This is a genomic window from Streptomyces sp. NPDC102402 (genome assembly GCF_044765765.1).
Classification (GTDB): Bacteria; Actinomycetota; Actinomycetes; order Streptomycetales; family Streptomycetaceae; genus Streptomyces.
Genome location: NZ_JBIWKR010000003.1, coordinates 344,335 through 357,591, shown reverse-complemented (window position 1 = coordinate 357,591; position 13,257 = coordinate 344,335). Strand labels below are relative to the sequence as shown.

Genomic DNA, 13,257 nt, shown 5'->3' with positions numbered 1-13,257 from the left:
CCGGCCGGCCGCACGGGCCGAGAGCCTCGCGCGGAGCGATTTCCGGACCGGCGCACGCCCCCCGGCCTCCCCGCGCGGCCGCACGCCCCCCGGCCTCCCCGCGCGGCCGCACGCCTCCGGGCCGGCGGGCGGACGTCCGCCGACCGGCCCCCTGCGCACGACCTCAGAAGCTGATCTGGTTGATCGTGTCGGCTATCGAGTTCATGAATCTGTTGATCGACGGCGCCATGCCGGTCGAAGCCAGGAAGAAGCCGAAGAGGACGGCGACGACCGCCGGTCCGCCCTTGAGGGAACCGCCGCGGATGAACACCACCAGGACGATCCCCAGCAGAAGCACCACAGACAGTGAAATGGCCACGACTGATCACACCCTTGGTCGGTCCGCCTTGCCGGCCCGGTGGCGTGCGGCCCGGCACACCTCCGTCGCGCCCATCGTGCCACCAACTCCCCTCTCGCTGCTGCCGGGTGAAGGAGAGACATGGCCGGATCGCGCCATCCTCGGGCCCCGCGCGCGCCCGTGTGCGATCCGGCGCGGGCGGCGCACGGCGGGGCGCGAGGCGGGGGAAGCGGAAGTCTGTGAACCCGCTGTGCGCAGTGGAGTTCGAATATCCGCCGATGTGATCGTTTCCGTTTCCCCACACTTTATTCACAGCGATTCGCCATGAGTTCGTGCGACGAATTTCACTCTCACCAACCACCCACCGATATGCCCCATTTAAGCGGTATGAATCATCACGTAAGGGACAGTTGCCGGTGGTTTCACTTTCGAATGGCCGGGAACACGCGATATCTCTTCAGAGTTTTACGCATGCCGATCGACGGGTCTAAGGTGCATGAGATGTCCCAAGCTCCGAGCGAAATTCAGAGGGCCCCGATCACCCCGGAGAGCCGGGAGTCGGAGCCGAGACACGAGCAGACCCTGACGGCTCCGGGAGCCAACTCCCCCACCGCCAAGGCCTCTCCGTCCCGCACCGCCGCACCCGCTTCGGCCAAGCGACGCGACGCGTACTTCGACAATGTGAAGTACCTCGCGATCGTGCTCGTCGCCGTGGCGCACGCGTGGGAGCCGGTCATGGACGGGAGTCGCACGGCGCGAGCGCTGTACATGGTCGTGTACACGTTCCACATGCCGGCGTTCATCCTTGTCTCCGGGTATTTCTCTCGGTCCTTCGACATGAGCCCGTCCCGGGTGAAGCGCCTCGTCACCGGCGTCGCGGTGCCCTATGTGCTCTTCGAGACGGCGTACTCGCTCTTCAAGCGGTTCGCGGGCGGCGTGGACGACGCGCCCATCACCCTGCTCGACCCGCTGTTCCTGACCTGGTTCCTGATCGCCCTGTTCATCTGGCGGGTCACCACACCGATCTGGCAGTCGCTGAGGCACCCGTTGCCGGTCGCACTCGCCATCGCCGTACTCGCGTCGGTGACGCCGGGCATCGGTGACGACCTGGACCTGCAGCGCGTCTGCCAGCTGCTGCCCTTCTTCGTGCTCGGCCTGCTGATGAAGCCGGAGCACTTCCAGATGATCCGCCGCCGCGAGGTGCGGATGGCAGCCGTTCCGCTGTTCGCCGGAACGCTGCTCTTCGCCTACTGGGCCGCACCGCGCATGCAGCTCGGCTGGTTCTACCGCAGCAACAGCGCCCAGGAGATGGACTTCCCCTGGTGGTCGGGCGCCGTGATGACCCTGGCGATGTTCGGATGCGCACTGGTCCTCACCGTCGCGTTCCTCGCCTGGGTGCCGCGCCGGCACATGTGGTTCACCGCTCTGGGTGCCGGGACGATCTGCGGCTACCTGCTGCACGGGTTCCTCATCAGGGGGGCCGACTACTACGACCTGTTCGAGCGCTACGAGTGGCTCAGGGGCCCCGCGGGCCTGGTCGTCGTCTCTCTCGTCGCGGCCGTCGCCGTGACCCTGCTCTGCAGTCCCCCGGTCCGGCGCGTGATGCGCTTCGCCACCGAGCCGGACATGAACTGGGCGTTCCGCAGGAGCCCCGCCAAGCGCTGAGCCTGTCCGGATCGGCCCCCTCTCTCCGGGGCCGGTCCCGTCGGCGCGTCAGCCCGTCCCGGGGTTGGCTGGATCCCGCCGGTCGGCGGGGTTCACACCCTGTCGAGTCCCAACAGCCCGCGTACCTGCGCATACTTCTCGGTCAGCCGGGTACGGGTGGCGGGCTCCAGGACCGCCAGCCGGTCGGGGTCCGCGTTGTGCGCGAGATCCGACTCCTTGATCAGCAGCGCGCCGGGCGTGGCGAGAATCCGCCCGGTGTACGTGAAGAGGTCCTCGCCGTCCCGCTTGGTGACGGCGAGGACCATTTCCTTGACCCGCGGGGACAGCGGAGCTTCGTCCAGCCACTGCCGGGAGAGCACGCCGTCCTCTACCGCGTCGTGCAGCCAGGCCGCGGCCATCTGCTCCTCGCCGCCGCCCCGGATCCGCACCCCCTCGGCCACCGCGGCCAGATGCTCGGCGTACGGGCGCCCCGCCTTGTCGGTCTGCCCGCGATGGGCCTCGCGGGCGATTTCCTCCACCTGGGACAGGGTCAGATCCGGGGTCGGCATGGGCCGACTGTACGCCGGGCACCGCCTCACTCAGAAGGGGCACGATTGCATCCCGAATCGTTCGGTAAACTAATTACTGACGATTCCTTGACGCTCTCTTGACCCGACGAAGGAGACAGGCTCATCGGACACGCAGACACGCTCATCGCCATGGGGGGCGCTTTCCTCGCCGCCGCCGTCCTCGCCCGCGTCGGCGGCCGCATCGGACTACCGACCATCCCCCTGTTCATCCTGGCCGGGATCCTGCTCGGCCCGCACACGCCCGGGGTCGTCCTTCTCGACGATCCCCACGACCTGGAGATGCTCTCCGCGCTCGGCCTGGTCCTGCTGCTCTTCTACCTCGGCCTCGAATTCCATCTGGACGACCTGAAGAAGGGCGGGCGCAGGATGGCGCTCGCCGGGGGCACCTATCTCGCGCTGAACGTCGGCGCGGGCCTCGGCTTCGGCTTCGCTCTGGGCTGGGGCACCTCGGAGGCGCTGGTCCTCGCGGGTGTGCTCGGCATCTCGTCGTCGGCCATCGTCACGAAGGTCCTGGTGGACCTGGGCCGGATCGGCAGTCCCGAGACGCGCCCGATCCTCGGCATCATCGTCGTCGAGGACGTCTTCCTCGCCCTCTATCTGGCCGCCCTGCAGCCGATCCTGTCCGGTGCGGACAGCCTCGGCGCGGCGGTGCTCGACGGCGGCAAGGCCTTCGGCTTCCTGCTGCTGCTCGCCGTGGTGGCCCGGTTCGGCACCAAGCTCATAGGCAAGCTGATGAACACCAGGGACGACGAACTCCTCGTCATCTCCTTCCTCGGCGCCGCCGTCTTCGTGGCCGGGGTCTCGGAGTGGTTCGGGGTCGCCGACGCGATCGGCGCCTTCATGGTCGGCCTGATGCTGGGCAGCACCGCCTCGGGCCCCAGGATCCTGAAGCTGGTCCATCCGCTGCGCGACGCGTTCGGCGCGATCTTCTTCTTCGCCTTCGGGCTGTCCATCAACCCCGGCGACCTGCCGAGCGTCCTGTGGCCGGTGCTGGCCGCCGTCGCGGTGACCGTGGTGATGAACGTCTGCGCCGGGATGGCCACCGCCAGGATCTACGCCTTCGGCCCGAAGGCCACGGCGAACATCTCCACGACGCTGCTGGCGCGCGGCGAGTTCGCGCTGATCCTCGCCACGATGGCTGCGGGTGCGGGACTGGACGAACGCCTCTCCCCGTTCATCGCCGGATATGTGCTCCTGCTCGCGGTCCTGTCACCACTGGCGGCCGGCAGGTCGCACTGGCTCGCCCGGATCCTGCCCGGAGGGAGCGCCCGGGACCCGGACAACGAGAGGGAGACGGTTCCGGTCTGAGGTGCGGACGCCCCGGGTGCCGGTCTCGGCCGCGCACCCGGCAGATCCGCACGTACGGGTGACGCCCGGCAGCACGTTGACATCTGCGCCTTTTCGGCCGCTTCGCGCGGTTCAGGCGTGACGGGACAGCAGCAGCAGCGCGCGGTCGTCGTTGACGTCCTTCGCGCAGGCCTCGATCAGATGCCAGGCCGCGCCCTCGAAACTCGTCGCGACGTAGCGGTCGGCCTCGCCGGTCAGCCGGTCGATGCCGTCGGCGATGTCCCGGTCGGATGCCTCCACCAGGCCGTCCGTGAAGAGCATCAGGACGTCCCCGGGCGCCAGCGATCCCTTCACCGCGTCGAACTGCGCGGCGTCGTACACACCGAGCAGCGGGCCCTCGGCGGCCTTCTCCTCCCACCGGCCGCTGCCCGCGTGCAGTTGCAGGGCGGGCGGATGACCGGCCGAGAGGAGCTCGTAGTCGCCGGACTCCAGGTCGAGGACGAGATGGATCGAGGTCGCGAACCCCTCGTCCCAGTCCTGGCGCAGCAGATAGCCGTTGGCCGCCGGCAGGAAACCGTGCGGCGGCAGGGACCCGAGGAGGCCGCCGAAGGCGCCGGACAGAAGCAGCGCGCGGGAGCCCGCGTCCATGCCCTTTCCGGAGACATCGGTGAGCACGACTTCCAGGGTGCGGCCGCCGTTGGTGCGGGCGGCGACGACGAAGTCTCCGGAGAAGGACTGGCCGCCCGCCGGGCGGAGCGCCATCTCCCGGTGCCAGCCCTCGGGCAGCCGGGGCAGGGCGCTCTGGACCCTGATCCGCTCGCGCAGGTCGAAGAGCATCGTGCCGCCACGACGCCACGGCACCCCGACCCTCGCCCGGAACTGGGCCAGGACGAGCCCGAAGAACCCGCAGGCCGCCACGACCAGGACGGTGCCCGGTGTGACCCGGGCGGGCCCGTCCGCGTAGGGGCCGAGGGCTATGGACTCCACGATCAGGGCGGCGGCGGCGGTCGCGTAGAGGCTGAGCAGGCTGGCCGGCCGGAGCAGCAGACCTCCGGCGACGATCGGCAGCGCCAGTGCGGCCGGAGAGCACCAGACCGGGTTGATCAACGTGACGCAGGTGACCACCGGAATGATGACCAGCAGGCCGGCCAGGGCTATCCAGTCGGAGCCGTCTCCGCGGAAGTAGTCCACGCCGGACCGGCGCAGCGCGATGCGCGCCCGGTGTGCTGATCTTCGCCACCGGGCGGTGTAGGTGTCTGCTCCTCTGCGACGGGCCATTGCTGGGGACCTTATCCACCCGACGGCCTCCGGTGCAGGGGGACCCGGTGACAATGTGTTCGAAACGGGTTCGCCAGGGCTTCGCGGCCCTGGTAGGCAGGGCTCATGACTACGGAACTGCGGATGCTGTCGGCGGCGGAACGGGATGCCTGGTTCGGCTGTCTCGAGTTGGCGTTCGGCGGCGTTCCCTTCGCGCCCGAGAGCCGCGAACTGTGGGCCGCCCTGGCGGAGCCCCCGCGTGCGATCGCCCACTGGGACGGCACCGACTGCGTGGGGACGGCGGCCGCGTACAGCTTCCGCCTGACCGTGCCCGGTGGAGCCGCGGTGCCGGCCGCGGGAGTCACCGGGGTGAGCGTCTCCTCGACCCATCGCAGGCAGGGGCTGCTGACGTCGATGATGCGGCGCCAGCTGGACGACGTCCGTTCCTGGGGAGAGCCGCTCGCGGTGCTGATGGCGTCGGAGCCCGTCATCTACGGCCGGTTCGGCTACGGCGCGGCCACGTCCGAGATGAACCTGAGGATCGACACCTCCCGGGTCCGTCTCGCACTGCCCCCGGGCACGGACGCGGTACGGGTACGCCGGTCGTCCCCGGAACAGGCGCTCGGCGCCTGTGAGGCGGTGTACGGGCGGCTCGCGGCGGCCCGGCCCGGCACTCCCCTGCGCCGGCCCGGCTGGGAGCGGATGCCCGTGAAGGACCCGGAGAGCAGGCGCGAGGGCGGCTCACCGCTGCAGTGCGTCCTCGCGGAGCGCGACGGCGAGGTGACGGGATACGTCACCTTCCACCTGAGGCCCGCGTGGGACGACGCCGGACCCCGGGGCACGGTGGCGGTGCGTGACCTGGCGGCACTGGACCCCGCCTCGTACGCGGCGCTGTGGAGCTACCTGTCCGGGATCGACCTGACCTCGGTGATCGAGTGCCACAACCGGCCGGTGGACGACGCCGTGCTCCGGCTGGTCTCCGACGTCCGGCGCTGCGAGGTGCGGCTGCGGGACGGGCTGTACGTGCGCCTGGTCGAGCTGGGTGCCGCACTGGAGGCCCGGAGCTACCGGGCCCCGCTGGACGTGGTGCTGGACGTGGAGGACGCCTTCTGCCCTTGGAACGCGGGGCGTTGGCGGCTGACCGCTGACGCGAAGGGCGCCGCCGCCTGCCGCCGGACGGACGACGAGCCGGAACTGGCCCTGTCCGTGAACGCGTTGGGAGCGGCCTATCTGGGCGGGGTGTCGCTGACGACGCTGGCGGCGGCCGGGCAGGTGCGCGAACTGCGGGCGGACGCGCTGCGGGAGGCGGCCCTGGCGTTCTCCACGGACGTGCAGCCGTGGTGCCCGCACGGGTTCTGAGCCCGGGCGGTCTCCGGCCGCCCTACCGGCCGGAGACCGAGGGCTGGCAGGCCGGGCACCAGAAGAGGTTGCGGGCGGCCAGCTCGGCCGTGCGGACCTCGGTGCCGCAGATGTGGCAGGCCTGCCGGGCGCGGCGGTAGACGTACACCTCGCCGCCGTGGTCGTCGACCCGCGGGGGGCGGCCCATCGCCTCGGGCAGGTGCTCGGGGCGGACCGTGTCGATGCGGTTGTTCCGCACGCCCTCGCGCATGAGCGTGCCGAGATCGCTCCAGATCGCGTCCCACTCCCCCCGCGAGAGGTCCTTGCCCGGGCGGTACGGGTCGATTCCGTGCCGGAAGAGGACCTCCGCGCGGTAGACGTTGCCGACGCCCGCGACGGCCTTCTGGTCCATCAGCAGGGCGGCGACCGTGACGCGGCTGCGGGAGATCCGCCGCCAGGCGCGCTCGCCGTCCTCGTCGTCCCGCAGCGGGTCGGGGCCGAGCCGGTCGTGTATCGCGCGCTTCTCGGGTCCGGTGATCAGGGCACACGTGGTGGGGCCGCGCAGGTCGGCGTGGTGGGCGTCGTTGAGCAGGCGCAGCCGGACCGTCTCGGTGGGCGGCGGCGCAGGGGCCGTGCCGAAGCCGAGCTTGCCGAAGAGGCCGAGGTGGATGTGGATCCATAGCGAGCCCTCGAAACCGAGGAAGAGGTGCTTGCCGTGGGCGTCGACGCCGGTGAGGGTCCGGCGGTCGAGCAGGGCCGCGCTGTCGGAGAACTTCCCCTGGGGGCTGCTCACCCGGACCGGGCCGCCCGCGAACCGCTCGTGGTGGTCCGCGGCGAGTCGGTGGATCGTATGCCCCTCGGGCACGGCGGTTCTCCTGGTAACGCGCTCGTGCCGCCGGGAGTGTTCCCGGCGGCACGAGGGAGGCGGGTGCGGCGGTTCAGCCCTGCTGCGGGTGGTGGGCCGGGATCGGGGGGAGGTCGCCGGTGCTCTCGTACGCCGAGAGCATCTCGATCCGGCGCGTGTGACGTTCCTCACCCGAGTACGGGGTGGCCAGGAAGATCTCGACGAACTTGGTGGACTCCTCCACCGTGTGCATCCGCCCGCCGATGGCCACGACGTTGGCGTCGTTGTGCTCACGGCCGAGCTCGGCGGTCTGCTCGCTCCAGGCGAGCGCGGCACGGACGCCCTTGACCTTGTTCGCGGCGATCTGCTCGCCGTTGCCCGAGCCGCCGATGACGATGCCGAGGCTGCCCTTGTCCGCGGCCGTCCGTTCGGCGGCGCGGAGGCAGAACGGCGGATAGTCGTCCTGGGCGTCGTAGATGTGGGGACCGCAGTCGACGGCCTCGTGGCCGTGGGCGGTGAGCCACTCGACGAGGTGGTTCTTCAGTTCGAAGCCGGCATGGTCGGAGCCGAGGTACACGCGCATGGAGCGAAGTGTGGCACGGAACGGGCGGGGTAACCGTCAGCGGGGTCGGGGCCGGCCGGGCCGTTGCGCCCGGGGTCTGTGGGCAAGGCCACTCGGGCAACGATCGGGTCAAGGAAACGGATTCAGGGGTTCCGCTTCTGGTCCGGGTCGGGCTTGAATGCGTGCTCTTGCCTCCGCACCACCCCCGCGCAGGCAACACCCGACACACGTGATCAGAAAACGTAAGGATTCGATCCATGACGTCGCAGACGACTCTGGCTGGGCCGGGCCAACAGCCCGGAGAGCCGGGAAAGCCGGACTCCCCGGACGGGCTCCAGGCCGGTCTCAAGAACCGTCACCTCTCGATGATCGCCATCGGCGGAGTGATCGGAGCCGGCCTCTTCGTCGGTTCCGGCGCCGGCATCGCCGCGGCCGGACCGGCCATCCTCCTGTCGTACGCGCTGGTCGGCGCGATGGTCGTCTTCGTCATGCGGATGCTCGGTGAGATGGCCGTGGCCCGGCCGAGCTCCGGTTCCTTCTCGGCCTACGCCGACCGGGCCCTGGGCCGCTGGGCCGGCTTCTCCATCGGCTGGCTGTACTGGTTCTTCTGGGTCGTGGTGCTCGCCGTCGAGGCCACGGCGGGTGCCAAGATCCTGGAGAGCTGGGTCCCCGGCGTCCCGCAGTGGGCCTGGGCCCTGATCGTCATGGTGGTGCTGACCGCGACCAACCTGGTCTCCGTCGGCTCGTACGGCGAGTTCGAGTTCTGGTTCGCGGGGATCAAGGTCGTGGCGATCGGCGCGTTCGTCATCGTCGGCCTGCTCGCCGTGTTCGGTGTGCTGCCGGGCTCGGACAGCGCGGGATCGGGTCTCTCCCACCTCACGGACACCGGCGGCTTCTTCCCCGAGGGGCCGGGCGCCATCCTCACCGGTGTGCTGATGGTCGTCTTCTCCTTCATGGGCAGCGAGATCGTGACGCTGGCCGCCGGCGAGTCCGAGAACCCGCAGCGGGCCGTCTCCAAGGCCACCAACAGCGTGATCTGGCGTATCGCCATCTTCTACCTGGGCTCGATCTTCGTCGTCCTCACCCTGCTCCCGTGGAACGACCCCTCGATCGTCGAGGACGGTTCGTACGTCGCCGCGCTGAACGTCATCGGCATCCCGCACGCCGGCCAGGTCATGGACGTCATCGTGCTGACCGCCGTGCTGTCCTGCCTGAACTCCGGCCTCTACACGGCCTCGCGCATGGCCTTCTCCCTCGGACAGCGGGGCGACGCCCCGAAGGCGTTCGCCAAGGTGAACAAGCGCGGTGTGCCGCAGGCGGCGATCCTGTCGTCCGTCGTGTTCGGCTTCGTCGCCGTGTTCTTCAACTACCAGTGGCCCGACACCGTGTTCGCGTTCCTGCTGAACTCCTCCGGGGCGGTCGCGCTCTTCGTCTGGCTGGTCATCTGCTTCACCCAGCTCCGGATGCGCGGCATCATCATGCGCGAGACGCCCGAGAAGCTCATCGTGAAGATGTGGCTCTTCCCGTACCTGACCTGGGCGACGATCGCGATGATCTCCTTCGTCCTCGTCTACATGCTGACCGACGACGCCGGGCGCGAGCAGGTGCTGCTCTCGCTGCTGGTCGCGGCCCTGGTCGTGGGGGTCTCGCTGGTGCGCGACGCCCGCGGCCGCAAGGCGAAGGCGGCGGCGCCGGTCGAGTGACCGCCACCCATACCTGACGGCGGATGTCAGGTATACCCGGAAGGCTCTCCCTCGCCCCGCGATCCCGCGAGCGAACGGAGAGCCTTCCTCATGACCGCCACCCCCGCAGCCGTCGACAGCTTCCAGACCGGCTTCGCCCTCCGCCCCGATCTCCTGGTCCGGCCTCGCGACGCGGCCGGCGTCGTGGCCGCGGTGCGGGACGCCGCCGCACACGGCCGGCCCGTCTCGGTCCACGCGACCGGGCACGGCCTGCCGGGCCCGGTCGAGGGCGGGGTACTGATCAGCACCGGTCTGATGGACACCGTGGAGGTCGACCCCGCGCGCCGCACCGCCCGCATCGGGGCGGGCGCGACCTGGGGCGGGGTGATCACGGCCGCGGCGCCGCACGGGCTCGCGCCGCTGAACGGCTCGTCCCCGGGGGTGGGCGCCGTCTCGTACACCCTGGGCGGCGGGCTGCCCATCCTGGCGAGGGAGTTCGGCTACGCCGCCGACCACGTCCGCTCGCTGGACGTGGTGACCGCCGACGGCGTCCTGCGCCACGTCACCCCGGAGAGCGAACCGGACCTCTTCTGGGGGCTGCGGGGCGGCGGGCACCGGCTGGGCGTCGTGACGGGGCTGGAGACCGGACTGGTGGCGGTGGGGCGGCTGTACGGGGGCTCGCTCGCCTTCGACGGGGGCGCGGCCCCCGAGGTGCTGCGCCACTGGCTGGAGTGGACCCGTACGGTTCCGGACACCTGCACCTCCTCCGTGGCGGCGCTGCGCTACCCGGACGTGCCGCAGCTGCCCGGGTCGCTGCGGGGCCGGTACGTGGTCTCGGTGCGCGTCGCGTACACCGGTGAGGCTGCCGGCGGTGAGGCGCTGGTGGCGCCGCTGCGGGCGGTCGGGCCGACGCTCTCGGACTCGCTGCGGGAGATGCCGTACGCCGACAGCCACACCATCCACAGCGACCCGCCGTTCCCGCACGCCTATTACGGCGAAGGCGTGATGCTCCGCGGTCTGGACGCCGGAACCGCGGCACGGGCGCTGGAGCTGACCGGGCCCGGGGCCCCGATGATGACGGTGGTCCAGCTCAACCATCTGGGCGGCGCCCTGGCCGCCCTCCCCGCCGAGGAGAGCGCGGTGCCCCACCGCGACGCGGGGTATCTGCTGCGGCTGCTCTCACCACTGGACGGCACGGACGTGGCGTCGGTCCGGGCGCTGTACGCGGAGGTGGCCGGGGAGACGGCGCCGTACGCCCTGGGCCGCTCGCTCAACTTCTCCTTCGGCGGCGGGGACCGCCCGGAGACGTACCGGGACTGCCACGAGCCCGGGACGCGCGAGAGGCTCGCCGGTCTGGTGTCGCGATACGACCCGGCGAGCCTCTTCGGTGGTGCCTACGGCGTCAGCCGCGACGCCCGATGAGCTTCCAGGAGGCGGGCAGCGCGCCCATGGCCAGCGCCGCCTTGAGGGCGTCGCCGATCAGGAAGGGCACCAGGCCGGCCGCGACGGCGGCGCTCATCGACATCCCGGTGGAGAGGGCCAGGTACGGGACGCCCACGGCGTAGATGATCAGGGAGCCGGCCGCCATCGTGCCCGCGGTGCGCAGGACGGACCGGTCACCGCCCCGGCGGGCGAGGCCGCCGACGACCGTGGCGGCGAGCAGCATGCCGAGGACGTAGCCGAAGGAGGCGCCGCCCGGGCCCGAGGTGCCCTCGGAGAACCACGGCATGCCGGCCATGCCGACGAGCGCGTACAGGGCGAGGGAGAGGAAGCCCCGGCGGGCGCCGAGCGCGGTACCGATGAGCAGCGCGGCGAAGGTCTGGCCGGTGACGGGGACCGGGGAGCCGGGGACGGGCACGGCGATCTGGGCCGCGATGCCGGTGAGGGCGGCGCCGCCGACGACCAGCGCCGTGTCCACGGCGTAGCGGTGCCGGGCTGCGGGCAGCAGGTCGGCGAGGACCGCTCCGGAACGGACGGGGGCGGCAGCAGTGCTCATCGGGACTCCGCGGGTGAGGTCGGCAGGCAGGGAGGGATTGGGGCCGCCCTGATCCTCCGGGCGCGCCCCGGGGGTGACGTTAGCCGACACGACATCCCCTGATCACCATCAGCCGCCCACAAAGCGGCGGTTGAGGGGTTAGTCGGGTTCGGACAAAGAGCGTTGCGCAATCAGGCGTGAGCGTGATGCTGGTCACTGAGGTGGGGGTGTGCCCGGCCCACCGTTGGGGAAGGGGCGTTCTCCCGTGAGACTGTAGGTTCCCCATAAATGATCCGAGAGTGATCCGCAGCTCATGCACGACGCGCCCCCCACGCACTCCCCCGTACGCTCCGAGCCTCTGGCCCACGGCCTGAAGCAGCGCCATCTGACGATGCTCGGCCTGGGCGGGGTGATCGGTGCCGGGCTCTTCGTCGGTTCGGGCGCCGGGATCGCGGTCGCCGGACCCGCCGTCGTCGTCTCGTATCTGATCGCGGGCGCGCTCGCGATGCTGGTGATGCGGATGCTCGGCGAGATGTCGGCGGCGATGCCCGTGTCCGGGTCCTTCTCGGTCCACGCGGAGCGCGCGCTGGGCCGCTGGGCGGGCTTCAGTGTGGGCTGGCTCTACTGGTTCATGCTGGTGGTGGTGCTCGCCGTGGAGGCGACGGCCGCCGCGCAGATCGCCCACGGCTGGGTGCCCGCGGTGGACCAGTGGCTCTGGGTGCTGCTGTTCATGGTGGTGTTCACCGTGGCCAACCTGACGGCCGTGAAGAACTTCGGCGAGTTCGAGTTCTGGTTCGCCGCGTTGAAGGTGACGGCGATCGTGGCCTTCCTGGTGCTGGGTCTGCTGGCGGTCTTCGGGATCCTCCCGGACACCGGCCCGGTGGGGCTGACCAACCTCACGGCCCAGGGCGGCTTCCTGCCCAACGGCTGGGACGGGGTGGTCTCCGGTGTCCTCACGGTGGTGTTCGCCTTCGGCGGGCTGGAGGTCGTGACGATCGCGGCGGCCGAGACCGACGACCCGGCACGTGCCGTGGGGCGTGCGGTGCGCAGCGCGGTGGTGCGCATCCTCTTCTTCTACGTCGGTTCGATGCTGGTGATCGTGACCGTGCTGCCGTGGACCGCGCAGCAGGCCGGCCTCAGCCCGTACGTGAAGGTCCTGGACTCGATCGGGGTGCCGTCGGCCGGGCAGATCATGAACATCGTGGTGTTCGTGGCCCTGCTCTCGGCACTCAACGCCAATCTGTACGGCTCGTCCCGGATGATCTTCTCCCTGGCGGAGCGCGGCGAGGCGCCGCGCGGCCTGCTCCGGGTGTCGGGCGGACAGGGCGGCGGGGTGCCTCGCCGGGCCGTGCTGGCCTCGGTGGCCTTCGGCTTCGTCTCGGTCCTGCTCAATCTCCTGTGGCCCGACACCGTCTTCCTCTACATGCTCAACTCCGTCGGCGCGGTCCTGCTGTTCGTCTGGGGCCTGATCGCCGCCTCGCAGCTGCGGCTGCGACGCCGGCTGGAGCGGGAGGCACCGGGCGCCCTGGAGCTGCCGATGTGGTGCTTCCCCTATCTGACCTGGGCGACCCTGGCCGCTCTGGTGGCCGTCCTGCTGCTGATGCTGACGGACGACGCGGCCCGTCCACAGGTGCTGTGGTCGGCCGGGGCCACCGCGCTCGTGCTGCTCGTGGCCGCCGTACGGGAACTGCGGGCGAAGGCGTAGGCGGGTGAGCACCTTGTGTGAGCCTGGTGACCGTAT

At 70.9% G+C, this 13,257-nt stretch carries 12 protein-coding genes; 6 read left to right on the top strand and 6 right to left on the bottom strand.

The window, feature by feature from the left end; translation table 11 throughout:
• Positions 1 to 163: 163 nt before the first annotated feature.
• Positions 164 to 358, bottom strand: coding sequence for a hypothetical protein (locus ACIRJR_RS11075; protein WP_069172794.1), 195 nt, complete (start codon positions 356 to 358; stop codon positions 164 to 166).
• A gap of 480 nt (positions 359 to 838) precedes the next feature.
• Between ACIRJR_RS11075 and ACIRJR_RS11070 the strand changes: the two genes are divergently transcribed.
• Positions 839 to 2,002: an acyltransferase family protein gene (locus ACIRJR_RS11070; RefSeq protein WP_403777248.1), complete on the top strand. Its 1,164-nt coding sequence runs from the start codon at positions 839 to 841 to the stop codon at positions 2,000 to 2,002.
• Positions 2,003 to 2,094: 92 nt separating this feature from the next.
• Here the strand turns inward: ACIRJR_RS11070 and ACIRJR_RS11065 are convergent, their stop codons facing one another.
• Positions 2,095 to 2,550 (bottom strand): HD domain-containing protein, encoded by a 456-nt coding sequence (locus ACIRJR_RS11065; protein ID WP_403777245.1) that lies wholly within the window; start codon positions 2,548 to 2,550, stop codon positions 2,095 to 2,097.
• A 150-nt stretch (positions 2,551 to 2,700) separates the two neighbouring features.
• On the opposite strand from ACIRJR_RS11065, the gene ACIRJR_RS11060 reads away from it, so the two are divergent.
• Positions 2,701 to 3,879 (top strand): cation:proton antiporter, encoded by a 1,179-nt coding sequence (locus ACIRJR_RS11060; RefSeq protein ID WP_403777242.1) that lies wholly within the window; start codon positions 2,701 to 2,703, stop codon positions 3,877 to 3,879.
• A gap of 111 nt (positions 3,880 to 3,990) precedes the next feature.
• Here the strand turns inward: ACIRJR_RS11060 and ACIRJR_RS11055 are convergent, their stop codons facing one another.
• Positions 3,991 to 5,136, bottom strand: a complete 1,146-nt coding sequence (locus tag ACIRJR_RS11055; protein WP_403777239.1) for a PP2C family protein-serine/threonine phosphatase — start codon at positions 5,134 to 5,136, stop codon at positions 3,991 to 3,993.
• A 105-nt stretch (positions 5,137 to 5,241) separates the two neighbouring features.
• Here ACIRJR_RS11055 and ACIRJR_RS11050 point away from each other — a divergent pair, with 105 nt between their 5' ends.
• Positions 5,242 to 6,474 carry a GNAT family N-acetyltransferase gene (locus ACIRJR_RS11050; protein ID WP_403777236.1) on the top strand — a complete coding sequence of 411 codons (1,233 nt, stop codon included), beginning with the start codon at positions 5,242 to 5,244 and terminating at the stop codon, positions 6,472 to 6,474.
• Between the two features lie 22 nt (positions 6,475 to 6,496).
• On the opposite strand, the gene ACIRJR_RS11045 is transcribed toward ACIRJR_RS11050, so the two are convergent.
• Positions 6,497 to 7,318, bottom strand: coding sequence for an Fpg/Nei family DNA glycosylase (locus ACIRJR_RS11045; protein ID WP_403777233.1), 822 nt, complete (start codon positions 7,316 to 7,318; stop codon positions 6,497 to 6,499).
• Positions 7,319 to 7,391: 73 nt separating this feature from the next.
• A complete protein-coding gene (locus tag ACIRJR_RS11040; RefSeq protein ID WP_403777230.1) occupies positions 7,392 to 7,880 on the bottom strand; it encodes a ribose-5-phosphate isomerase in 489 nt (162 codons plus the stop codon).
• Positions 7,881 to 8,116: 236 nt separating this feature from the next.
• On the opposite strand from ACIRJR_RS11040, the gene ACIRJR_RS11035 reads away from it, so the two are divergent.
• Together ACIRJR_RS11035 and ACIRJR_RS11030 are read left to right on the top strand one after the other, a co-directional pair.
• The gene (locus ACIRJR_RS11035; protein ID WP_403777227.1) at positions 8,117 to 9,562 is read left to right on the top strand and encodes an amino acid permease; all 1,446 of its coding nucleotides are present in this window, start codon (positions 8,117 to 8,119) and stop codon (positions 9,560 to 9,562) included.
• Positions 9,563 to 9,652: 90 nt separating this feature from the next.
• Entirely contained in the window at positions 9,653 to 10,963 is a 1,311-nt protein-coding gene (locus ACIRJR_RS11030; protein ID WP_403777224.1) for an FAD-binding oxidoreductase, read from the top strand.
• Here the strand turns inward: ACIRJR_RS11030 and ACIRJR_RS11025 are convergent.
• Positions 10,944 to 11,537: a biotin transporter BioY gene (locus ACIRJR_RS11025; RefSeq protein ID WP_403777221.1), complete on the bottom strand. Its 594-nt coding sequence runs from the start codon at positions 11,535 to 11,537 to the stop codon at positions 10,944 to 10,946. The genes ACIRJR_RS11030 and ACIRJR_RS11025 overlap by 20 nt on opposite strands.
• A 292-nt stretch (positions 11,538 to 11,829) precedes the next feature.
• On the opposite strand from ACIRJR_RS11025, the gene ACIRJR_RS11020 reads away from it, so the two are divergent.
• On the top strand, positions 11,830 to 13,221 hold the full coding sequence (locus ACIRJR_RS11020; RefSeq protein WP_403777218.1) for an amino acid permease: 1,392 nt from the start codon (positions 11,830 to 11,832) through the stop codon (positions 13,219 to 13,221).
• The last annotated feature ends 36 nt before the right edge of the window (positions 13,222 to 13,257 follow it).